At 62.2% G+C, this 21,570-nt stretch carries 19 protein-coding genes and 1 pseudogene; 7 read left to right on the top strand and 13 right to left on the bottom strand.

The annotated features are described in order from the left end of the window. Window positions 1-6: 6 nt before the first annotated feature. The 7 genes from tssG to B0G76_RS27890 all read right to left on the bottom strand — a co-directional run bounded on the left by tssG (window position 7) and on the right by B0G76_RS27890 (window position 6,961). The gene (gene tssG, locus B0G76_RS27860; protein WP_120295341.1) at window positions 7-1,101 is read right to left on the bottom strand and encodes a type VI secretion system baseplate subunit TssG; all 1,095 of its coding nucleotides are present in this window, start codon (window positions 1,099-1,101) and stop codon (window positions 7-9) included. Then, window positions 1,065-2,903: a type VI secretion system baseplate subunit TssF gene (tssF, locus tag B0G76_RS27865; RefSeq protein ID WP_120295342.1), complete on the bottom strand. Its 1,839-nt coding sequence runs from the start codon at window positions 2,901-2,903 to the stop codon at window positions 1,065-1,067. Before tssF ends, tssG begins: the two co-directional genes overlap by 37 nt. A gap of 138 nt (window positions 2,904-3,041) precedes the next feature. After that, a complete protein-coding gene (gene tssE, locus B0G76_RS27870) occupies window positions 3,042-3,521 on the bottom strand; it encodes a type VI secretion system baseplate subunit TssE (RefSeq protein ID WP_054036473.1) in 480 nt (159 codons plus the stop codon). Window positions 3,522-3,603: 82 nt separating this feature from the next. Further along, window positions 3,604-4,107 carry a type VI secretion system tube protein Hcp gene (locus B0G76_RS27875; protein WP_074287739.1) on the bottom strand — a complete coding sequence of 168 codons (504 nt, stop codon included), beginning with the start codon at window positions 4,105-4,107 and terminating at the stop codon, window positions 3,604-3,606. A 72-nt stretch (window positions 4,108-4,179) separates the two neighbouring features. Then, the gene (gene tssC, locus B0G76_RS27880) at window positions 4,180-5,670 is read right to left on the bottom strand and encodes a type VI secretion system contractile sheath large subunit (RefSeq protein WP_120295343.1); all 1,491 of its coding nucleotides are present in this window, start codon (window positions 5,668-5,670) and stop codon (window positions 4,180-4,182) included. A gap of 18 nt (window positions 5,671-5,688) precedes the next feature. Further along, a complete protein-coding gene (tssB, locus tag B0G76_RS27885; protein ID WP_120295344.1) occupies window positions 5,689-6,237 on the bottom strand; it encodes a type VI secretion system contractile sheath small subunit in 549 nt (182 codons plus the stop codon). Window positions 6,238-6,274: 37 nt separating this feature from the next. Further along, on the bottom strand, window positions 6,275-6,961 hold the full coding sequence (locus B0G76_RS27890; RefSeq protein ID WP_120295345.1) for a tetratricopeptide repeat protein: 687 nt from the start codon (window positions 6,959-6,961) through the stop codon (window positions 6,275-6,277). 363 nt (window positions 6,962-7,324) lie between these two features. Here B0G76_RS27890 and tssJ point away from each other — a divergent pair, with 363 nt between their 5' ends. The 3 genes from tssJ (at window position 7,325) to icmH (ending at window position 10,183) form a co-directional block, all read left to right on the top strand. After that, window positions 7,325-7,951 carry a type VI secretion system lipoprotein TssJ gene (gene tssJ / locus B0G76_RS27895; RefSeq protein ID WP_120296876.1) on the top strand — a complete coding sequence of 209 codons (627 nt, stop codon included), beginning with the start codon at window positions 7,325-7,327 and terminating at the stop codon, window positions 7,949-7,951. A 109-nt stretch (window positions 7,952-8,060) separates the two neighbouring features. Next, entirely contained in the window at window positions 8,061-9,407 is a 1,347-nt protein-coding gene (tssK, locus tag B0G76_RS27900) for a type VI secretion system baseplate subunit TssK (protein WP_120295346.1), read from the top strand. Next, window positions 9,404-10,183: a type IVB secretion system protein IcmH/DotU gene (gene icmH, locus B0G76_RS27905; protein ID WP_120295347.1), complete on the top strand. Its 780-nt coding sequence runs from the start codon at window positions 9,404-9,406 to the stop codon at window positions 10,181-10,183. The genes tssK and icmH overlap by 4 nt, the downstream gene beginning before the upstream one ends. A gap of 146 nt (window positions 10,184-10,329) precedes the next feature. Here icmH and zwf read toward each other — a convergent pair whose 3' ends face one another. The 4 genes and pseudogenes from zwf to B0G76_RS27925 all read right to left on the bottom strand — a co-directional run bounded on the left by zwf (window position 10,330) and on the right by B0G76_RS27925 (window position 14,893). Beyond that, a complete protein-coding gene (zwf, locus tag B0G76_RS27910; protein WP_120295348.1) occupies window positions 10,330-11,811 on the bottom strand; it encodes a glucose-6-phosphate dehydrogenase in 1,482 nt (493 codons plus the stop codon). Between the two features lie 202 nt (window positions 11,812-12,013). Further along, window positions 12,014-12,967, bottom strand: a complete 954-nt coding sequence (lhpI, locus tag B0G76_RS27915) for a bifunctional Delta(1)-pyrroline-2-carboxylate/Delta(1)-piperideine-2-carboxylate reductase (RefSeq protein WP_120295349.1) — start codon at window positions 12,965-12,967, stop codon at window positions 12,014-12,016. 38 nt (window positions 12,968-13,005) lie between these two features. Further along, on the bottom strand, window positions 13,006-14,100 hold the full coding sequence (locus B0G76_RS27920; RefSeq protein WP_120295350.1) for a TrkA family potassium uptake protein: 1,095 nt from the start codon (window positions 14,098-14,100) through the stop codon (window positions 13,006-13,008). A 153-nt stretch (window positions 14,101-14,253) separates the two neighbouring features. Further along, a pseudogene (locus tag B0G76_RS27925) lies at window positions 14,254-14,893 on the bottom strand (C39 family peptidase). 206 nt (window positions 14,894-15,099) lie between these two features. On the opposite strand from B0G76_RS27925, the gene B0G76_RS27930 reads away from it, so the two are divergent. The 3 genes from B0G76_RS27930 to B0G76_RS27940 all read left to right on the top strand — a co-directional run bounded on the left by B0G76_RS27930 (window position 15,100) and on the right by B0G76_RS27940 (window position 17,856). After that, window positions 15,100-15,354 carry a helix-turn-helix transcriptional regulator gene (locus B0G76_RS27930; protein WP_120295351.1) on the top strand — a complete coding sequence of 85 codons (255 nt, stop codon included), beginning with the start codon at window positions 15,100-15,102 and terminating at the stop codon, window positions 15,352-15,354. Window positions 15,355-15,356: 2 nt separating this feature from the next. Further along, entirely contained in the window at window positions 15,357-16,697 is a 1,341-nt protein-coding gene (locus B0G76_RS27935) for a type II toxin-antitoxin system HipA family toxin (protein WP_120295352.1), read from the top strand. A gap of 304 nt (window positions 16,698-17,001) precedes the next feature. Then, entirely contained in the window at window positions 17,002-17,856 is an 855-nt protein-coding gene (locus B0G76_RS27940; protein WP_120296878.1) for a helix-turn-helix domain-containing protein, read from the top strand. Window positions 17,857-17,946: 90 nt separating this feature from the next. On the opposite strand, the gene B0G76_RS27945 is transcribed toward B0G76_RS27940, so the two are convergent. Together B0G76_RS27945 and B0G76_RS27950 are read right to left on the bottom strand one after the other, a co-directional pair. Then, window positions 17,947-19,809, bottom strand: a complete 1,863-nt coding sequence (locus B0G76_RS27945) for an ATP-binding protein (protein WP_120295353.1) — start codon at window positions 19,807-19,809, stop codon at window positions 17,947-17,949. Then, a complete protein-coding gene (locus B0G76_RS27950; protein WP_120295354.1) occupies window positions 19,779-20,327 on the bottom strand; it encodes a molybdopterin-dependent oxidoreductase in 549 nt (182 codons plus the stop codon). Before B0G76_RS27950 ends, B0G76_RS27945 begins: the two co-directional genes overlap by 31 nt. Window positions 20,328-20,615: 288 nt before the next feature. Between B0G76_RS27950 and B0G76_RS27955 the strand changes: the two genes are divergently transcribed. Then, window positions 20,616-21,566, top strand: a complete 951-nt coding sequence (locus tag B0G76_RS27955; RefSeq protein ID WP_120295355.1) for a phosphoribosyltransferase — start codon at window positions 20,616-20,618, stop codon at window positions 21,564-21,566. The last annotated feature ends 4 nt before the right edge of the window (window positions 21,567-21,570 follow it).

Here is a 21,570-nt window from a genome sequence, read left to right on the forward strand (position 1 = left end):
TTATGGTCAGTGAATCACGTGCAATTCGTAGCGGGCATCCGCGCGGTCACGGTCGGCCTCTCTAGTGCACAGAAAAGCGTCCCAGCCGAGGCGCGCGCCCCCGCTCAACATGCTTGGGCCCACTTCCGCGCGGCGCAGCACCAGCGAGACCTCGTATTCGAGCGTCACGCCGGCGAGCAGCGTCAGCATGCGCTCGAGCGCTACAGCCCGGTCGGCGCCGGGTAAAAACGCTTCGTAGTCGGCTTTGTCGAGCGGGCCGATCGCGAGCCGCGCGCGCATGTCGCGCTGCCAGACCCGCTCGCCCGCCAGCGCCGTCGCGCCGAGCGTCGCGTTGACGCCGCCGAGCACGGTCAATTGATCGCTCGGCACGTCGTACCATTTGCCGACGAACTGCTCGACGCGCACCTTGACCTTGAAGTACTCGGACAGGGTGCGTTGCAAATAAGCCGCGGAAACCGGCCGGTGCCGTGCGGCCAATGCGTAACCGGCGATCGCTTCGTCGAATAGCGCGCCGTCGCCGTTTTGCAGACTGTTGCGGGTGTCGTCGTCGGCGACGCCTGCGAGCGCCAGCAATAGCGGCAGATAGCGTTCGTCGCGATCCAGTTCGTAGTGAAACGGCAGCCGGTACTTCTTCCACGCCGCGTAAAACAGTGCGGTCGCGCGATTCGAAAACACGTCGAAGAATTCACGCGCGGCCCGGTCGCGCTTGATCTGCTCACGCGCGATGATCTGCTCGGTGTAGTGCAGCGGCAAGGCGCCCTGCCCGCCGAGCAAACCGAAAAACGCCGGCGTGATATCCACCTTGTGGAGCGAACCTGCTTCGAGCGCCGTGGTGCGTTGCGGCTTCTCTTTCAGCGCCGCGCCTGCCTCGTCGTAAGACTGCGCGCTGTGAATCTCGCTAGGGGGAAACGACATCGACAGCGAATTGCGAAAGGCAATTCGCTGCGCGACGATCTCGCCGGGCCGTCCGTTACTCGATGGCGCTTGTTGGGCGAACCACTTCTCGAGAATCCGCACCGCCTGAAAGAATTCGAAGCGATGCGGTTCGTCGAGAAGCCGCTCGACTACGCCAGGATCGATTCGCCGCTTCGCGGTTTGCATCGCAGAATCTCCTCGCCGGTGCGCTTCGACACGACAACCAGTTGCACAAAGCTGTTCAGATGCACGTACAGCCCAAAAAACGTATCGATCACCCGCACGAACGACGCGAGACTCGTGCCGACGAAATGTTCTTCGTCGATCGTCAAACGAATCTCGATGCCGCGCACGAAGGTCGCGAACGGCTTGCCCGGCAGCCATTGCACCGCTGCGCGCTGCTCGATGCCGACCAGCCCGTCGATATGCCGCGCCGACACCGCCGTGCGCCGCAAATCGTAAAGCACCAGCATTTCCTTGAGCGCCGACAGCCCGCTATTGGCGAGCGACACATGATTCAACGCCAGATGCGAAATCAGCCGCCAGTGCGAAGCGCGGCCGCGCTCGAACCGCACACTGGGCGTAGGCCTGCGCAGCATCGCGATGCTGCCGGTCAGCGAGCCGCCTTCCAGAAACAGATCGCCGCCTTCGAGCCCCACCGCGAGACCGGCTGGCAGGTCGCGATTGGTACAGGTCAGATCGAGACTCAGCGTATCGGTTTGCGGTGCGGCTGGTTCGAAGTCGATATCGACAATCGAGATTTCGGTCTCGTAACCCGGGCTTTTCTGCGCAACCCAATCGTTACGCCGTGCGAACCAGTAGTGCCCCGCACGCGCCGCTTCGCCGTGATGCAGCGAATAGAACGGCCGGAACTCGATCACCGATTCTTCATGTGCTTGCTGCCGGACGAGTTTCACCGAGTCGATCGAATAGACCTCGTACGCGAACGCGCGGCGCGCCTCGGCGATCACCGGATACGAAATCGCCTGATGACTGATGCGGATCGGCTCGCCGTGCTGTTCGAACAGATTCACGACCGGCGTGCAGAACAAGCGGAAGTGATGCGCGGACAATGAATCCAGCAGACGCGCGACGTGCGAATCGCTGCGCACTTCCTTGAGTACGACATGCAGCGTCAGACGCTGGCAGCGGCCGCTCGCGCGCGTCATTGCCGCCAGATCGAAATCGGCGAAATTGAATTTTTCAGGGAACGCGAAGTATTCGGTCAGCAACCGGTACGCTGGATGCGATTTCGCCGGATAGTCGATTAGTGCGTCGTCTTCGTCGAAACCGGCTTGTACGACCGGCGATTCACGAAGTTGCTTCCACACGCCGCGGCGGTCGGCTTCGACATAAGTTGCCAATGCATTGACGAACAGGCAATCCGCCAGCGCCGCGATAAACGATTGCTCGCCGTGCAGATGCGTGCGCAAGGTACCGACTTTCAGTGCGGAGAGATCGAGCTGCGCGGCCGTCGATTCGAACGTGATCGACACGATCGCCGTGGCGTTGCCCGGCAGGACGGTCGCGCTCGGCGCCATGGCGACCGACGTGTACTTCGCCTCCGAGATGCGGATGGGCGCCAGTGTCACGTCGTAGGCGGTTCGGAATCGGCATTGCACGCCGCGAATCGGGCGCGACTTGAGTTCAGTACCGCGATCGACCAGAACCGGCTCGGTTAGGTGACTGAGCGCAGCCGAGGTGCCCAGCTGCGCGATCGAACAGGACGGGAACGGCCGCAGATAGTGCGGATAAAGCACTTCCAGCAGCGCTTCGGTGAATTCGGGGTAATCGTCGTCGAGCTTCTTGTTGATGCGCGCGCCCAACAGCGCGAACGATTCGATCATCCGCTCGACATGCGGATCTTCGCAGTGCTCGCCTGACATCGCGAGACGCGCCGCGATCTTCGGATAGCGTTCGGCGAAATCGCGCGAATAGCGCCGCAAAAATGATAATTCGCGCTCGTAATACGGCAGCAATTCTTCCATCGATCTATCCCCGAACCTGAACCCTCTCCGCTCAAACTATCGCCACCGGTGCGCGTAAGCGGCGGCAAAGCGGTACTCAAGATACTAAAACGCAGGCACTAAATCGCCGGTACTAAACCCGGCCGCCAAAATCAGGTACTAAAGCTTCGCGCGTGCGCGCGTCACCGAGTATTGCAGCGTGGAAGGCTGCAGCATCGCATCGAAACTCACCGGTTCTTCCGCCGGGTGCACGACCAGCAACGCCTGAATCGCAAAGTTCAGCGCGTTGGTGGATTGTTCGTTCAATTCGAGCGTAACCGCCACTTGCTGCAGGCGCGGCTCATGCCGTGCGATTGCCTGCTGAATCGATTTGCAGATAAACGTACGGTCGTAGTGGCTCGCAAGGCTCAGGCCCGCGAAATCGTTCAGGCCGTACGTGAGCACCGAGCGCTGACATTCCGGCAGCGCCGCGAGTTCGTGCTCGGTCAGGGCGATCCGGGTGTTCAGGATCGCCTCGACGTCGCGTGCCACAGTGGCCTTCAACTCGTCCAACGACAATTGCCGCATCGCCGGAGAAGCCGGCAGATGCGGTTCGTCGTCGAACAGCTTGTCGAGAAAGCTAGGTTCGAAGCGTTTCATCAGCGTCCGAAGAACCGGTTCGACGCGAGGCGCGCGCGGCGAGCGTCAGCCTTTTCAGGCGCGCGCCGCGTGCGCCCCGGCATCAGACCGCGTAAGTCTTGTCGTTCTTCGTCAGGCTCCACGCGCCTTGCGCGTTGCCGCCCTGGTTGCCGCCGATCTTCTGCTGCGTGTACTTCCACTGCACGGCAGCGTACTTCAGCGAGAACTGTTCGCTCGGCAGGCCTTCGCCGACCACGCTCGGCGTGGCGCTCGAGATGATCACGTACTTGAGCTTCACTTCCAGGTACTTGATGCGATTGCCTTCGCCGTCCGAACGCATGAAGTCGATCGTCACTTCGTCGAACGTCGTGCCGCCCGATGCGTGTTGATAGATCAGCGGGCTGACCACGTCGATGTCTTTCGTGAACTGCATGTCGGCGTGTTCGCAACGCTCGGACGTGTGACCGCCCGCCGTCGAAGCCGTTGCCGAACGCGGTTGCGTAATCGAGTGGCTCCACGAATCGATTTCGATCCAGCCAGCATGATCTTTATCGGCAGATTCGCCTTTGATCGCCGGATTGCCGAATTTTAAATAGATGTCCTTCATAACTCATCGACTCCCCAAAAAGGTGGTTTTAACAGCTAACCCGTGCGGCCGGCACGGGTTTTCTGACTTCGTTTATGAATTTGCCGGTTTCGGCAGGTCGGCGACAAGACGCAGAGAGATCGAAAGTTCGTCCAGCTGGAAGTGCGGGCGCAGGAAAGCGACCGAACGATACGCACCCGGCTTACCCGGAATCTCCGAGACCTGTATTGATGCCTCACGCAGCGGGAACTGCGCTTTCTGCTCCTGGGTCGCGTTGTCGTCCAGCAGCACGTACTGCGAAATCCAACGGTTCAGGAATACTTCGACGTTCTGCGCGGATGCGAAGCTGCCGATCTTGTCGCGCATCATCGCCTTCAGGTAGTGCGCCACGCGCGACACCGAGAAGATGTACTGCAGCTGCGCGGACAGCACGGCATTCGCATTCGCGCTATCCGTGCTGTACTTCTTGGGCTTCTGCACCGATTGCGCGGCGAAGAACGCGGCGTAATCCGAATTCTTGCAGTGCACGAGCGGAATGAAACCGAGGTCGCTCAGTTCCTTTTCGCGGCGATCGGTAATCGCGATTTCGGTCGGGCATTTCAGCGCGACTTCGCCGTCGTCGGTCTTGAACGTGTGGGTGGGCAGGTCTTCCACCAGACCGCCGCCTTCCACGCCGCGAATCGCCGCGCACCAGCCGAAGTCGTCGAATGCAGCCGTCAGGCGCGCGGCAAATGCCCACGCTGCGTTACACCACAGGTATTTGCTGTGATCGGTGCCGTCCACGTCTTCAACAAAGTTGAAGCCTTCAGCCGTGGCACCGTCTTTCGGATTGAAAGGCAGGCGGCCAAGAAAGCGCGGCAAGGTCAGGCCGACATAGCGCGAATCTTCGGAGTCGCGGAACGACTTCCATTTCGCGTATTCGACGGTATCGAACACCTTGCCGAGATCGCGCGGCTTGCCGAGATCGGCAAACGTCTCGAGACCCATCAGTTCAGGCGAAGCCGATGCGATGAACGGTGCATGCGCCGCGGCCGCGACGTGCGCCATCTGTTCGATGAAGTACACGTCTTCCGGCTGACGCGTCACTTCGAAGTCGCCAATGATCGTGCCGAACGGTGCACCACCGAACGTGCCGAACTCTTCTTCATACACCTTCTTGAAGAGTGCACTCTGATCGAATTCGATGGCGTTCTTGAAGTCGCGCACGAGGTCGCGCTTGGGCGCGTGCAGCGCCTTGATCTTGACCGTCGAGCCGGTATTGCTTTCCTTGCACAGATAATCGAGGCCGCGCCACGTGCTTTCCATGCGCTGGAATTCCGCCGCATGCATCACCGCGCTCAGTTGCGCGGAGATCAGGCGGTCGAGTTCCGCGACGCGTGCGTCGATCGTGGCCGACAGGTTGTCGGATACCACCACCGTGCCATCAAGCACCTGGTGCACGAGTTCACCGATCAGGTCTTTCGCCCGCGCGTGCTCGGACTCGGACTTGGCCACGCGGCTCTTCTCGACGATTTCGTCGAGCAGCGTGGATTCCGTGCCGCTCTGCGCGCTGGCGAGTTGGGCTGCTGCCGTTTGCTGGTTCATCTCACACCCCGTGCGTACTTAATCGCCCTGCTTGTCGTGATCCGGCGCGCCGGCGTGCTGGTCTGTCGCGCTGCCCTGGTCTTTTGCCAGCGCCTGCAACTGCTGCGTGTTGTTGAGCACTTCGCTCAGCAGGTCTTCGAGTTTGTCGTTACCGGCCAGCTTGTTGCGCAGGTCGGCCAGCTTCGACCGTGCTTCGAGCAGACGGCGCAGCGGCTCGATCTGCTCGACCACCTCATCCGGATTGAAATCGGCCATCGACTTGAAACGCAGGTCGACGGCGAATTTGCCACCGGCCTCGCTCAGGCGGTTTTCCACCTGGAACGCGGCGCGCGGCTCGATCGCTTTCATCACGTCGTCAAAATTATCGCGGTCGATATTGACGAACTTGCGATCGCGCAGCTTCGGCTGCTCGACTTCGGACTGCCCCGCCAGATCGGCAACCACGCCGACGACGAACGGCAGTTCCTTTATCTCGATCGCATCGCCGCGCTCAACTTCGTACGTCAGTTGAACGCGCGGAGGCCGCACTTTTTGCAAACGTTTCTGAATACTTTCTTTCTTCGCCATCGTCGGCTCCCGGATGCAGATAGGTCAGGCGTGTCAATTAGCGCAGTGCGCTGAACGGATCGGACGCGCCGCCGCTTTGCGCGGCTTTGGCGGGCGCTGCCGGCGCCGGTGCGGCGGGTGCAGCGGGCGCGGGCGCCGTGGCAGCAGGCGCTGCTGCGCCGGCGGTTACCTCCGGTGTATCCGTGGCCTTGCCCTTAACGACGTGACGCACGATGCGTTTCTTCTTCACGGCGGGCTTGTCGTTCGGGTCGGGCGGGAACAACGTGGCTTCGCCGAGCGTGTCGCGCAACTGTTTGGCGAGCGCTTGCGCGTCCGACTTCGCATCGCCCGCGAGCGACGCGTCCTGACGCAGTTCGCCGAGCGATTGCGTGGCCACGCGCAGGCCGGCTACAGCCAGCACGCTCTTGGCCTGACGGTCTGTCTGGTCGCGCTGCAGCGCTTCTTGCGCGGCGACAATGGCCTGGCCGTAATGACCCTGCGTGAACTGGATCTGCGCAATGCGCGACCACGGTTCTTCACGGGTCGGATCGGATTTTGACAATTGCTGGTAAAGCGCGATGGCGCGATCCTGATCACCACCCTTGGCGACGGTATCCGCGTCCGCGAGTTGCTTATTAAAAGCCTCCGGTGTGGTCGCTGCGTTGTTGCCCTGTGTCGCGCAACCGGCAATCACGCCGCATGCCAACACTACCCCAGATAGTTTTACTAACAGACGGTCATTCATCGTTTTTCACCGACGTGCGATTTTTTTAATTCAAGGAGAAACCGGAGTTTTGCTTTGCTTCAACTGCGCGGGTATAGTACAGGCCAATTTTCGATAATTCAACTTTCGTGTGAAGAAGCATTGCACAAAAAAAATGCATGGGGATGATTTAAACGAAACATGCAGAAATTGTTTCCTGCTGCAATAGCCGCATTGCGAAGAGCGGAAAAATTTTCCGCACACCAGGCAGCTAACGCGCGAGTCCCGGGGAACAATGCGCTTTGCATAAAGCGGCATTACGCGGCATAGCGTTGCTGAAAAATTGCCGGATTGATTTCGTTATTGATGTTTTGACGGGGGACGGCGCCGAGCCGGTCGATGTATATGAATTCGCGTCTTGTTCGCCATGCATCGCTATTGATTACCAGTGCCGTGGCGTGCGCGCTGCTGGGCGGCTGCGCGGCCGCCGTGCCCGCGCTGGGAGCCGCTGCCAACGCGGTTTTGCAGGCGAGCGGCCTCGGCAAGCCCGACGTACCGGATGCGCAAAAGCCGCCACGTAATGTCGGCCTCACCTTATACGCCGCGCCGAATCTGAATGCCGCCAATGATAACCGCCCACTGGCGCTGGTCGTGCGGCTTTACGTGCTGAAAGACCCCACCTCATTCCAGCAGGCGCCATTCGATGCATTTACCGATCCGGCCAAGGAAAAGACCACGCTGGGCGGCGATTTGCTGGGCGTGCGCGAAGTGACGCTGATCCCCGGTCAACGTTACGTCGTCACCGAAAAAGTCTCGCGTGAAGCGCAGGCATTCGGTATCGTCGCTCTATTCCGCGATCCGGCAATGCAGCGTTGGAAATTCGCCTTCGACCCGGCGAAGTCGGAGAAATCCGGCATAATGATCGGCCTGCATAACTGCGCAATGACGGTAACCAACGGCACTGTGATCCCGGCTGAACAGGGACTGCCCGCCCAAGCGCTGAATATGCTTTCTTCAGTAAGCTGCGGTTAAAGATGCTGGACAAATACGATTTAACAATTTTTAGAGAATTAACAATGCGGCGCTCGAATCGGTTTATCTCCGGGCACGCCATACGCTGAACGCATATAACAGGTTTGAGATGAGTTATTCCGCAAAAGTGCTCTGGGGGGAAGGCCTGTTTCTGAGGCCGCAGCATTTTCAGCGTCAGGACGCCTATCATGAGGCGCGCCTGTTCGAATCGATCCAGGCGATCCAGCCGTACAACTGGGGCGTGCGCTCGGCGCGGCTCGACCGCGACGCGCTCGGCAGCAACGTGCTGCGCGTGAGCGAACTCTCGCTGGTGTTTCCAGATGGCGCGCTCTACTCCGCACCGCAAGCCGACGACCTGCCGCCGCCCATCGCGCTCGACACGCTGCCCGACGGCATCAACGAATTCACGTTTTATCTGGCGCTGCATCCCCTGCGCGAGACCGGCGCGAACTATTCGCAAGACAGCAACGCGGGCTTCGTCTCGCGTTACATCAGCGAGCAAACGCCGGTGGCCGATCATTTCACCGACGCCGCCGAAGCCGACATCACCTTCCTGAAAACCAGCGTCAAACTCATTGCGCATAGCGAGCCGCGCGACCAGTTGCTGTCGGTGCCGCTCGTGCGCGTGCGCCGCACCGCCACGTCGGGTTTTGAAATCGACGACACGTTCGTGCCGCCCTGCCTCGCGATCGACGCATCGCCGATCCTGCATCAACGGCTGCGTCAACTGATCGACGCGCTGCAGGCCAAGGTCAACGCGCTGTATGGTTTTCACCGCGAGCCGACCAAGAACATCATCGAGTTCCGTTCCGGCGACATTGCGTCGTTCTGGCTGCTGCACACCGCGAGCGCCGCGTTTGCCTCACTTGCGCATCTGTATCAGCATTCGGCGCTGCATCCGGAACGTCTGTTTCAGGAATTGTTGCGACTGGCCGGCCAGCTGATGACGTTTTCGAAAGGTTATGCGCTGTCCGACCTGCCGGCCTACCGGCATGACGATCCGGGCCCGGGATTTGCGCGCCTCGACACGATCCTGCGCGATCTGCTCGAAACCGTGATCTCCACGCGTTACTTCGCGATTGCGCTCGAAGAGGTGCGTCCGTCGTTCCATGCGGGCCGTCTCGACTCGGGCAAGATCGACGACAAGACCCTGTTCTACATTGCCGTCTCCGCGGACATGCCGACCGCGGAACTCGTCGAAGCCGTCCCCGCCCGTTTCAAGGTCGGCGCGCCGGACGACGTCGACAAGCTGGTGCTCTCGGCCATGCCGGGCGTGCGCCTCGTGTACACACCGCAAGTGCCGCCCGCCATTCCGGTACGGCCGGGCGCCTGCTACTTCTCTTGCGAATCGCGCGGCGCATTGTATGACCGCATGTTGCAGGCCCAATCGGCAATGATCTACGCGCCGTCGGGCATCAACGATCTTCAACTCGAACTGATCGCCGTCACATCATGAGCTACGCGCCCTCCCTGTTTGGCGGCAGCACGCCTGCCGCGACGCCCGCACCCATGACCGAGCCGAGCTACCAGGTTCGATCGCTGCTCGATCTGCTGTACGACGGTTTCTTCATGCTGTTTTTGTTGAAGAACGGCCGCGAACCCGGCGACGCACAGGAATTCAGCCAGCGCATCCAGCAGTTTCTCGGCGACTTCGAGCGCGGCGCAAAGAAGCTCAATGCGTCGGCGGAAGATGTCTACGCGTCCAAGTTTGCGTTCTGCGCGGCGATCGACGAATCAGTGTTGTCGTCGACATTCAAGATCCGCACGGAATGGGAGCGCCGGCCGTTGCAGCTGGTGCTGTTCGGCGAGCAACTGGCAGGCGAGAAATTTTTCCAGTACCTCGAGGAATGCCGCGCGCAGGGCGCCGCGCGTTTGCAGTCGCTCGAAGTGTTCCACATGTGCCTGCTGCTCGGCTTCCAGGGCAAGTATCTGCTCGAAGGACCGGAAAAGCTCGCGTATCTGACCGCGCGCATCGGCGACGAAATCGCGCATATGAAGGGCAAGCGCGCACCGTTCGCGCCGCATTGGCCGCTGCCGGATCAGGTCGCGCACCGGCTCAAGCGCGAGGTGCCGTTGTGGTCGATCGGGGCGGTGTTCGCGCTGGTCGGACTGCTCGCTTATCTGGGCCTGAACACCTATCTGCGCGATCAGACGTTGCGCACGCTTGCACCGTATTCGCAGGTGGTCAAGCTTGGTCCGCAGTCGGCTACGTTGACGATTTCGCTGCCTTAAATCCGCACCGCAGGACGTAACAAAAAAGGCGGCCCGTTTTTGCGGGCCGCCTTTTTTTCTCTGCGAAACGGACGTATCAAAGCGAACGTATCAAAACGAAGGCATCAAAGCGTCGACGAACCGCCGACGCTCAACAACTGTCCCGCTTACTGCGATTCTTCCGCCCACACGGCGTTTTCGCGCGCCATCAGCGCCGTCGCCGCAGCCGGACCGAACGTACCCGCCGTGTAACCACGCGGCTTGTCGCCCGACTTGGCCCAGCCGTCCAGAATCGGCTCGGCCCATGCCCATGCCGCTTCGAGTTCGTCACGGCGCATGAAGTGCGTGAGGCGTCCGCGAATCACGTCGATCAGCAGACGCTCGTACGCTTCCGCGCGACGCTCGGTGAAAGCCTGCTGCAAGTCCAGGTTCAGATTCACCGGCAACATGTGCATGCCGCTGCCGGGTTCCTTCGCGAGCATCTGCAACTGGATCGACTCCTCCGGTTGCAACTGGATCACGAGACGGTTGCCGTAATTGCGCCCACCGCTCGGAATGATCGAGAACGGCAATTCGGAAAACTCGATAACGATTTCCGATACCTTCTTCTGCATACGCTTGCCGGTGCGCAGGTAAAACGGCACATTGGCCCAGCGCCAGTTGTTGATATGCGCGCGCAACGCGACGAAAGTCTCGGCGCGGCTGCCGACCGGTACGTTGTCTTCCTCGAGGTAGCCCTTCACCGGCTCGCCGTTTACCGCACCGGCCGTGTACTGGCCGCGCACGGTATCGCGCGCGATATCCTCGGGCGTCATGGGACGCAGCGAGCGCAGCACCTTGAGCTTCTCGTCGCGCACCGCGTCCGGATCGAGCGACACCGGCGGCTCCATGGCGACGATGCACAGCAACTGCAGCAAGTGGTTCTGCACCATGTCGCGCAGCGCGCCGGTTTTATCGTAGAACCCCGCGCGGCTGCCCACCCCGACCTCTTCGGCCACCGTGATCTGCACGCGCTTGATATACGGCGCCTGCCACAGCGGGCCGAAAATCGCGTTGCCAAAGCGCAGCACCATCAGGTTCTGCACGGTTTCCTTGCCCAGGTAATGATCGATCCGGTAGATCTGCGCTTCGCTGAAATGCTTGCCAACCGCCGTGTTGATCTCCTGCGCGGACGCCAGATCGTGGCCCAGCGGTTTCTCGAGCACCACCCGCGAATTCTCGTCGACCAATCCCGCCGTCGAAAGGTTTTCGCAAATATTCGTGAACAGATCTGGCGAGGTCGCGAGGTAGAACACGCGCCGCACACCTTCGCGCGACACTTCCTTCAGACGCTGGTAGTCCTCGACTGAATCGACGTCCATGCGCACGTACTCGAACAGCGCCAGGAATTTGTCCCAGGAGGCGGAATCGAATGCTTTCTTTTCGATGAAGGGCTTCGCCTTCGCTTCCATGAATTCGTTGATGTACTCCTCACGCGACCACGGCTTGCGGCCGATCGTGAGAATGCGGGTATCCGGCGGCAGATTGCAGTGCAGATGCGCCATGTAGAGCGCTGGCAGCAGCTTGCGAAACGACAGGTCGCCGGTGCCGCCGAAGATGATCATGTCGAGCGGCAGATTGGGAGTGGCTGAAGCGTGTTGGGTCGTCATAGCGCGGTCGCGGCGTCGTGATAGGCGTCAGATCAAAGGACAAGGGGGCAAAAGCGCCGGCGAACCGGCGCTTTTTTCTGGCAAACGCCTATGGTGCAACGTTTTGAGATTGTTTGCACGGCAACATGTGCCGCAGGTTGGCGCAAGATGCCAACGGGGACCGGCGAACCGCCATGCACCGGGCGCGGCAAACGGTCCACGATCAGCCGCCTGACAAGGCTTCGCGCGCCACGCGGCACGCCGCCAGATCCCATGCCGCGCAGCCGACGCTTTTAAAAACAATCGGTTTTTCCAGCGGCAACAAGGCGGCGTTTTCCACCCCTGCGGCGATTCCGCCGACCTGCGCCCAATCGACACCGGCCTGAATGAAATCACCGGCCTCATGCCTCGCACCCGCTTCGTCGTCGACGAACAGCACGCTGCCTGCGATCGTGCGTGCGCCGATCTCGACCATGGCCGGCGTGAACGCGCCAACGCCGATCACGAGCCGGTCCGCGCGCGCCGCTTCGTTGTAGACGGCCTGCTTGCTGGTGGTTAGCGCGATCACCACGTCGATCGAATCGGGGATGGGCGCATTGGGGTCGGTCAACGGTTTCAATTCGCGCACTCTGCCAGCGTCCCCAGCGTGCGCACCATGGGCCGCGCAAAACGCCTCAGCCCGCGCGGACGCACTGCCCTTCACCCACACGCGCGCGTCGGGAAACAGCTCGCCGATCGCTTCCAGATGATTCACTGCCTGCGTGCCGGTCCCGATCAGCAGGAATTCGTGCGATCGGGCCGGCGCGAAAGTGCGGATGCCGAGCATCGACATCGCCGCCGTGCGCCGGCCGGTCACCGTCGGGCCATCGAGAATGAAGAGCGTCTCGCCGGTGTCGGCGTCGAAGGCCATCACCTGGCCGTGGATCGTCGGAATGCCGCGCGCTCCATTGCTCGCGCACACGTTGACCAGCTTGTGGATCGCGAGATCGGGCGCGGTGGCCGGCATCGACAGCATGATGCCGCCCTCGTTGAGCGGCACGACGAGCCGTTCAGGACTTGCGATGCGTTGCCGCGCATAGTCGATGCTCGCGCGCTTCAACGCGTCGATGAGCGTCGCGTACGGGATCAGCCGCGCAGTAGCGGCGGCGTCGAAAATCTGCGTGGTCGGGCGGGTCATAAGCGGGCTTTTCCTGTCCTTGCGAGAGGATGCGTCTTTCACATTGCACTCGCGTGGCGCGACGACTGGATGACCATCAGCAGATCGTCTGGCTCGATCGGACACGGCTCGTCTTCATAGAACGACAGCATGCGCCCCGCCCGTATCAGCCCGATCACCACCACGCCCGGCAACGCATTGCTCCAGCGGCCGACTTCCTGCGCCGTCGCCGGACGTTCCACCAGATTGACACGGCCGCGCGACGACAGCAGATCGTTGACGAACGGCACGATGTAGTTGCTACCCACCGCGTCGGCGAGCAGCAGTCCGCCGATCTTGGTCGACGAAACGATCACGTCGGCGCCGGCCTGGCGCAACTGGCGCTGGTAGGTTTGCTCCTGAATCCGCACGACGATTTTCGTGTCCGGCGCGACGCTGCGCACGGTCAGCGTGAGCAGGATCGCGACCGCGTCGTCGCTCACGGAGATGATCACGGCCTTGGCGATGCGCACCTGCGCCTGCTGCAACAGGTCCTCGCGCGACGGATCGCCGAGCAGGCCTGCCACGCCCAACGCCGTGGCCGCTTCGAGCGCGTCCTGCTGCGAATCGATGACGACGATCGATTCCGCGGCGAAACCACTTTCCAGCAGTTCGCGCACCGCGACCGAGCCGCTCAATCCGTAGCCGCACACCACGACGTGATCGCGCAGTTGTTTTTGCAGGCGTTTCATGCGGAATTCCTCGATGACGCGTTGAATGACGAACTGATAAGCGGTGCCCAGAAACACGAACCAGATGACGATACGGATCGGCACGATGAAGAACGCGTCGATGAGCCGCGCGCGGGCGGTAACCGGCACGATATCGCCATAACCGACGGTGGCGACGGTGACCATCGTGAAGTACATCAGATCGACGATGCCGAGCACCTTGCGGTTGGCGTCGTGCAGACCATCGCGGTCGAGATAGAGCACTGCGAAGGCGAGCACGCACAGGCCGAGCACGAGATAGACGCGCTGCAGCAGCACGCGCTGCGGCGACGCCGCGGGGCGTGTGAAGAGCGTGCGGGCGCGCGGCGCCTGCCAGGGTGTGCGGGCACGGCGCGACAGGCGAAAACGCGGTGGGCGTGACTGCGGGGGTGGTTGATCAGACACGCGCTACTCCGGGAATCGGGAACAAACGATTCTACGACGCCCGGCGCGCCGTGGGGCCGGATCGCGGGAATGCGAAGGATGTCCGTGTGAAGTCCCTCGACAGAAACCGGATCCGATCAGTGCATTCGCCGTACGGCGTGGCGGCTGCCGCATCTAGCGCACGATGCGGGTGAGCGTCATGCCACGCCCTGCGTAGAAACGCGCCATCGTTGCGAACGGCAGATACACATCTGCCTGGTGAGGCGCGATGCCCGACGGATTATGAAACCAGACGCCGTCGCGATCACGTCCGTGCAGGAGGATCAGATGCCCGCCCTGGCGCTGATTCGGCCGTTCGGGGTAGCGAATCTCGGGGCTCACGGAGACGATCGCCAGCGTGTCGCCGTCAATGCGTACGGCGAGTTCTTCAAGCGGCGCCTGTGGCAGCACCTCGACCCGAATGCCGAATGCCGAATGCCTCACCGATCCAATCGGCGAACGGCCGGTAGATCAAGCCATCAACGCCGCCGTCGTCGCGCAGCCGGTACACGCCGTGGCGCAACGCGTCATCCAGCAATGCGGCGCGCGGCGCGTGTTCGATGCCCCAGTAGTCGAGCGCGGATTCAAGGCAGGTCAGACCGCACAGGCGTTTGGCCCAGAAACGGTAACGCTCCGGGTCGGCGAAACCACTGCGCTGCCAGTATGGGTCGTCGCATGGGTCGCCTTGTTGTTCGACAATGTGGCGCACCCAGTCGGGGCTGCCCCATTGCGTGTAGTACGGCACGTCGGTATGGCGTAGCGTCGGTTCGTTCATGAGTCGCGCGGAGTCGGTAGAAGATGTTTTTACAGCATGCTACACGGCCATCCAGCAGGGACGCACGCAGATGAAATTTATTCGTCTCGCAGATATTTGCCAATTATTCGCCAGACAGATATTTGCCGAATATGCGTCACACGAATATTTGACAAATATCTGTGTGACGCATAAAGTGCGTTTATTCGTCTCACGGATAATTTGCCATGATCCACCTCGTTGCCACACCGGACCAGATGGCCCAACTGCTTGCTGCCGGCCGGCGCCAGGCCGGTCTCACCCAAGCCGAAGCCGCCGCGCGCGTCGGCATCAGTCAGAGCCGCATCTCGGCGCTCGAAACCGACGCCACCGCGCTCACCCTCACGCAATTGCTGGCGCTGTGCGGCGCCTACGGCCTGCAACTGCAGGTGCGCGACAAGAGCCAGCCGGCACCTGAGCCAACGCCTTTGATCGAGTGGTAAGCATGGGCCGCCAAACGCATTCCCGGACGCTTTCGGTGTGGGCAAATGGCGAGCGCGTCGGCGTCTGGCGCCTGCCCACCCGCGGCCCCATGGAGTTCACTTACGACCCCGCATGGGTCGCCTCGCCCGCCGGCCGGCCACTATCGCTCTCGCTGCCGTTCGCGCCGAGCAACGTGGCGCACAAAGGGCCGCGGGTGCTCAACTATTTCGACAATCTGTTACCTGACAGCGAGGCGATCAGAAAGCGCATCGCCCAGCGCTACCAGACCGATACGCTCGAGGCGTTCGACCTGCTGCAAGCCATCGGCCGCGATTGCGTGGGCGCCGTTCAGTTGCTGGCCGTTGATGATGCGCCCGCCGACGTCGAACGGATCGAAGGCACGCCGCTCTCCGACAGCGAGATCGAGGCCATGCTGGCGCGCACCGTCAGCAACTCCGCCCTTGGCCCGCCCGGCGAAGCGGACGATTTCCGCATCTCGCTCGCCGGCGCGCAGGAGAAGACCGCCCTGCTGTGGCACGACGGCAAGTGGCAACGTCCGCATGGCGCCACGCCCACCACGCATATTTTCAAGCTGCCGCTCGGGCTGGTCGGCAACCGGCTCGCTGACCTCAGCACCTCGGTCGAAAACGAATGGCTGTGTTTGCGGATTCTGCGCGCCTATGGCCTGCCGGTGGCCAACACCGAGATCATGACGTTCGGTAAACAGCGGGTGCTGAGCGTCGAACGCTTCGACCGGCAATTGCATTCGAGCGGGCAATGGCTGCTGCGCCTGCCGCAGGAAGACTTCTGCCAGGTGTACGGCGTGCCGTCGCATCGCAAGTATGAAAACGAAGGCGGTCCGGGCGTGCTGGACCTCGCGCGAATTCTTCAGCAATCGGTGTCGGCGCAACAGGACATCGAGACGCTGCTGGCAAGCCAGATCCTGTTCTGGATGCTGGCGGCGCCGCACGGCCACGCCAAGAATTTCAGCATTCGCCTGCTGGCGGGCGGCCAGTACCGCCTGACGCCGCTGTACGACGTGATGTCGATCTGGCCGGTGGAAGGCAACGGCCCGAATCAATGGTCGTGGTTCAAGGCCAAGCTCGCCATGGCGATGTGGTCGCGCAGCAAACACGACGCCTTCCGCGAAGTGCAGCGGCGCCACTTCAACACCATGGCGCCGCGGTGTTCGTACGGCGCGAATGCCGAGCCGTTGATCCAGCGGCTGATCGAACAGACGCCGGAGGTCATCGCGCAGGTCTCGGCCGAATTGCCCGAGCGGTTTCCAGGCAAGGTCGCCGAGCGGATTTTCAAAGGCCTGAAAAGCTCGGCGGCGAAGCTCGACACCATGCCGCCGGCATAGCGTTGCGTATGTCGCATAAGGAAAACACTAGCCGGACTTATTTCTCTACAAATGACAAACGGTTTCATCGGTAAAATACATTTCAATGCTAAAAGCATAAACAGATCGCCGAATTTTCCCGTTCGCACCTCGCACCGGCAGCTTCGGCGGCGGTCATACAAAACACAGACCGCGATATTTTTTACGGTACATTTGCTGTCCTCCGCGTAGCCGAGTCCACGCGCATCCAATGTGCATGGCCGCCCTGCGCGTGTCGTACGCACGCTCCACAGCCACCCATCAAGAAGGCAGATCATCACGCAGTATGACCAACGAAACACACTCACCTGACTCCATCGCAGTCGCCGAGCGCGTGCGCGAGTTGATGAGCCGGCATGGAATCGGCAAACGCCAGCAAACCACTGAGCTGTGCCGCATCCTCGATCTGAGTTTTTCACAGGGACACCGCAAGCTGCGCGGCAACAGCCCCTGGACGCTCTCGCAGATCAAGAAGGTGGCCGAGGTGTTCGGCGAACCTGCCGCTCAGCTATTCGGCGCACAGTCGCTCGATCCGGGCATGGTCGGCGCCATCGCCCAGGAGGCGGTGTTCTGCGTCGGCGCGATCGAGCTGGCCTGCACCGCATGGGTCGGCGCCGCGCTCGAACCGGGCAGCCGCCCTGACTTTGTCGCGTACCCGAAGCTCGGCCAATGGCGCGTTGCGCGTCACGACGGCACGCTTTACCAGGGCGCGTACGAGGTCCACAAGATCGAGATCTATCCGCGCCGCGCTGAAACCGACAAGCCGACCATCGCCGTGGTCGACGACGATCAGCCCTCCGCCGACAACCTGCGCGACTATCTCGAACGCAGCGGTTTCGCGGCGGTGGCGATCTACGGCCTCGCCGCATTCACCGAACAACTGCAAACGCAGGTCTTCGACGGCGTCGTGATCGACTGGCTGTTCGGCTCGCAGACCTCGGCGGCGGCGATCCGGGCGGTGCGGGCATCGGAGAATCCGGACGCGCCGATTTTCGTGCTGACCGGCGAACTGCTGACCGGCAAGGCTAGTGAATCCGAGATCAGCCAGGTCATCCGCAATTACGACGTCGCGTGCTATGAGAAGCCCGCGCGTATGGCGATCCTGGTCGCCGATCTGTCGAAGCGCCTCAACCGGCCCTGACGCATCGGCAAGACGGCTGAAGGTGTGTGCTCAGGTTGAGCCCTCCTCCATCCGAGGCATCTGCGGCATCACGTCTCTCCAGGCGCCGCATCACACCGTATGCCGCGAAGCCAACGCACGCTGCAACGCGCTGCGCAACTCCTCGTAATGTACCGGCTTTAATAACGCTTCGAAAATCGGCTGCGAGCCGGCTCCTCCTGCCTCCCCGGCCTCACTCGCCACGCTATCCGCCTCCGGCGCATACGCGCTCACCACGATCACGGGAACGCCCGACGACGGCCCCCCGCGCGCCGCGAAATCCGCAAGAAACGTATAGCCGTCGCGATCCGGCATATGCAGATCGAGCAACACCACGTCACAGCGGCGCGCGTCGAGCCACGCGAGCGCATCGTCGGCATTGGAGACAGCGTGCGCGTCGAAATCCATGTGCGCGATCATTTCGCTGAGCGACTCGCGAATCAGCCGGTTGTCGTCGACGATCAATACGCACGGACGCGCCCCGACCGGATCAGCGTGAGCCGCCACGCCAGGCGGCGCGCTTGCTGCGACCGGCGTGACCGGGATCGTCACCGTAAAGGTAGTGCCCTTGCCTACCTTGCTCGCCACTTCGACGGTGCCGCCAAACAGCCTGACGAGCCCTTGTACGATCGTGAGCCCCATCCCCGCGCCTTCGAAGCGGCGCGTGCGCGACGCGTCCAGTTGCGTGAACTCCTGGAAGATCAGCGGAATCTGCGCTTGCGGCACGCCCGGCCCCGTATCGCTCACGACAAAGATCAGCACCGTCGGCCGCTGCCTCAATTCCACGCGCACCGTGCCGGTTTCGGTGTAACGGATCGCGTTGGTGACCAGGTTGTTGACGATCTGGCGGATCCGGTGCGGATCGGAATCGACGGGGCCGCTCATGCCACTCGCCTCGCTTTCCAGCTTGAGACCTCGGGAAGCGGCCGACATCGCGTGTTCGTCAACGATCGACGCCAGCAGCTCGCGCGGCTCGAAATGCTCGTGGCGCAACTCGAGCTTGCCGGCGCCGAGGCGCGCGTAGTCGGTCAGGTCTTTCATCTGCGCTTCCAGGTGCCGCCCCGCGGTTTCGAGCCGCTGGATCACCTTGCGGTCGGCTTCAGAGTGATAGTTGAAGCCCAGCAATTCGATCGACGACACGATCGCATGCAACGGCGTGCGCAGTTCGTGGCTGATCATGCCGAGAAACGCGTCCTTCGCGAGACTCGCCTCGCGCGCCGCGCGGCTCGCCTGATGCTCCGCTTCGAGCGCCGCGTGCTGCTGATACATCAGGCGCGTACGGCGCCGGCCGTTGAGCACCAGCAGCGTGGTCGCAGCAGCCGAGAGCAACAGCAGCAACAGGCCGCCCGCGAACAGCATGCGGCGTTTGTCGATGAAATCGCGGTTCATCGCCTCACGGTCGGCCACGTCGGCGAAACGGCGGCTCAACGCGAGATCGTTGACCTCGTTCCAATGCTGGCGCAACGCCACGACGATCTGATTGGCGCGGCTGCGGTCCTTCGGCAAGGCATCCACCTCAGGCTGAATCTCGCCCAGCACATGATCGATCGACTGGATTTCATCCATTTGCCTTTGCAGCAGTGCGAGCTGCGTGGTCAACCGGCGTGTCGATCCGGCCATCACATGCAGCTTCGATTGCAGCAACTGATAGCGCAGCGTGAGCCGCTGATAGTCGTCGTCGACGCCGGATTGATACAGCAGCAGCTGGTTTTCGAAACGCGCATACGCAATCTGCAATTGCGCGGCATCCCAATAGAAGCCGTCGTACTGACCGGTCAGCGGTTCGGTCGCGCGCGAGTTGAGCAGGTTCGCGTACAACAGATAGCCGATTGCGCCGGCCGGCGCCGCGAGCGCGGTCAGCCAGATCAGCACATAGAGGACACGACGCCAGGGGCGGCGCGTTGTTATTTGATGATGAGTGCCTTGATCTGCCATACGAATTTCGAGTCACCCGCCGCGCCCATGAGTTCATCGGGGAACGCGTCGCGCGGATACATAAGAAACAGCGGCCCGAAGTCGCTGATCTTCAGGCGCCGGCCGTTCATGCTGTAGGCAACGATCACGCCGTAGCGATCGCAGTCCGACACCGGGATGGTGTACGTATAGTCGTCGAGCGTATGGATCTCGACTGCGCTGCCGGTTGCGCCGACGGCCTTCAGGATATCCGCGAGCAGCGGTCCTGTGAAGGTGGAACGCGGCGTCCAGGTGGTGGCGGTCGTAATCGGATGGACCGGCAACGCCAGCAGTTGCGCCTCGGTGAAGTGATAGAGCTGGTGCTCCGCATCGTTGGTCTTGCTGATTTTGCCCGTCACGTCGAGCGACAACGGCAACGACTCTGCCTGAGCTTGAGCCTGCATGCTCCACGCGGCGAACGCGAGGAGCAGACCCAGCCCCCACCATGCGCCCCTGTACACACCGTTCCTGCCGCCCACCGTTGCGCTCATCTTGGTCATCTGCCTGGCTTATTCCATCGTTTGTTATTTTTGCGGGCGGCGCGAGACTGCGCCGGCTCAACCCGCCAGCGAACCTGCAGCGCCCCTTTTTCCGCCGCGACGGTGGTCTTTGCGGCACCCTCCGTTCGGCGACGCGCGTCACCCCGACGCGCGATCTTTGAACCGCATGCATAATATCGCCAAAATTCTATGTCTCAAAAACGAGGACCTGCCGCTGTGCTGCGCCGCGCGCCGCTCCCCGTCTATGGGACACCCGCCCTACGCGCACAACGCGACGCCATAAGAGTCATGAACAAGCCGGTTTTGCCCCTGACGTACGAACAACTCGATCACTGGATCGAATCGCTGCAACCCGCGTTGCTGGCGGAGCGCTTCACGATGGCGATCGGCATTCTGCGTGGCGGCGCGCCGCTTGCGCTGATGGTCTCGCATGCGGCCGGCACGCCGGTCGCCTTCCTGCGTTACGACCGCCAGTCGCGCACGGTCGCGTGGGACTCGACGCTGGCGATTCCGCCCGCGGGTTCGAAAGTGCTGTTGTGCGAAGACATCGCGGGGCGCGGTTTTACGCTGGCCGATTGCATCGCCTTCCTTCAGCAGCATGGTCTCGACGTCAGGACGCTGACCGCCGCGGTCGACGACCTGAGCCGCATCCAACCCGATTATGCGATCGACGCGCGCGGCTACTTCGCGCTGTTTCCGTGGGAGCGCCAGGCCTACACCGAGCGTTATCGCGAGGACTGGGAGCGCGTTGAAGCCGGCGCCGCGCCCGCCATGGCCGACGATCACGAATACGCCACCTACGCGATCGACCTCGACGGCATTCTGCTGCCCGACGTGCCCCTCGCGCGCTACGACGAGGATCTGGCCGCGGCGCTCGCCGAACGCGACGCGCTGCTGCCGTTCGAGGTGCTGCCCGGCATCGATCTGCAACGCGTGCGTACGATCATCACCGGCCGGCCGGAACTGGATCGCGCGCGCACCGAAGCGTGGCTCGCGCGGCACGGCTTCGGTCATATGCAACTGGTGATGCGCACGCCCGGCACGCACGATGAAAGCGCCGCCGGCGCCGCCGCTCACAAGGCCGCTGCGGCATTGCGTGGCGGCGTCACGCATTTTGTCGAGAGCGATCCGGTGCAGGCACTGCTGATTGCGCAACAGGCGCCGTTGCTGCGCGTGATCTGGTGGGACGCGCTCACGCAAACGGGCATGCTGGTCGGGGCGCGCGCGTGGAACGAATGAAGCG

This window comes from Paraburkholderia sp. BL23I1N1, assembly GCF_003610295.1.
Lineage (GTDB): Bacteria > Pseudomonadota > Gammaproteobacteria > Burkholderiales > Burkholderiaceae > Paraburkholderia.

Excerpts from the sequence above, each read along its gene's own strand:
- tssG (WP_120295341.1), bottom strand. The coding sequence starts at position 1,101 with ATGCAAACCGCGAAGCGGCGAATCGATCCTGGCGTAGTCGAGCGGCTT.
- tssF (WP_120295342.1), bottom strand. The coding sequence starts at position 2,903 with ATGGAAGAATTGCTGCCGTATTACGAGCGCGAATTATCATTTTTGCGG.
- tssE (WP_054036473.1), bottom strand. The coding sequence starts at position 3,521 with ATGAAACGCTTCGAACCTAGCTTTCTCGACAAGCTGTTCGACGACGAA.
- B0G76_RS27875 (WP_074287739.1), bottom strand. The coding sequence starts at position 4,107 with ATGAAGGACATCTATTTAAAATTCGGCAATCCGGCGATCAAAGGCGAA.
- tssC (WP_120295343.1), bottom strand. The coding sequence starts at position 5,670 with ATGAACCAGCAAACGGCAGCAGCCCAACTCGCCAGCGCGCAGAGCGGC.
- tssB (WP_120295344.1), bottom strand. The coding sequence starts at position 6,237 with ATGGCGAAGAAAGAAAGTATTCAGAAACGTTTGCAAAAAGTGCGGCCT.
- B0G76_RS27890 (WP_120295345.1), bottom strand. The coding sequence starts at position 6,961 with ATGAATGACCGTCTGTTAGTAAAACTATCTGGGGTAGTGTTGGCATGC.
- tssJ (WP_120296876.1), top strand. The coding sequence starts at position 7,325 with ATGAATTCGCGTCTTGTTCGCCATGCATCGCTATTGATTACCAGTGCC.
- tssK (WP_120295346.1), top strand. The coding sequence starts at position 8,061 with ATGAGTTATTCCGCAAAAGTGCTCTGGGGGGAAGGCCTGTTTCTGAGG.
- icmH (WP_120295347.1), top strand. The coding sequence starts at position 9,404 with ATGAGCTACGCGCCCTCCCTGTTTGGCGGCAGCACGCCTGCCGCGACG.
- zwf (WP_120295348.1), bottom strand. The coding sequence starts at position 11,811 with ATGACGACCCAACACGCTTCAGCCACTCCCAATCTGCCGCTCGACATG.
- lhpI (WP_120295349.1), bottom strand. The coding sequence starts at position 12,967 with ATGACCCGCCCGACCACGCAGATTTTCGACGCCGCCGCTACTGCGCGG.
- B0G76_RS27930 (WP_120295351.1), top strand. The coding sequence starts at position 15,100 with ATGATCCACCTCGTTGCCACACCGGACCAGATGGCCCAACTGCTTGCT.
- B0G76_RS27935 (WP_120295352.1), top strand. The coding sequence starts at position 15,357 with ATGGGCCGCCAAACGCATTCCCGGACGCTTTCGGTGTGGGCAAATGGC.
- B0G76_RS27940 (WP_120296878.1), top strand. The coding sequence starts at position 17,002 with ATGACCAACGAAACACACTCACCTGACTCCATCGCAGTCGCCGAGCGC.
- B0G76_RS27945 (WP_120295353.1), bottom strand. The coding sequence starts at position 19,809 with ATGGCAGATCAAGGCACTCATCATCAAATAACAACGCGCCGCCCCTGG.
- B0G76_RS27950 (WP_120295354.1), bottom strand. The coding sequence starts at position 20,327 with ATGACCAAGATGAGCGCAACGGTGGGCGGCAGGAACGGTGTGTACAGG.
- B0G76_RS27955 (WP_120295355.1), top strand. The coding sequence starts at position 20,616 with ATGAACAAGCCGGTTTTGCCCCTGACGTACGAACAACTCGATCACTGG.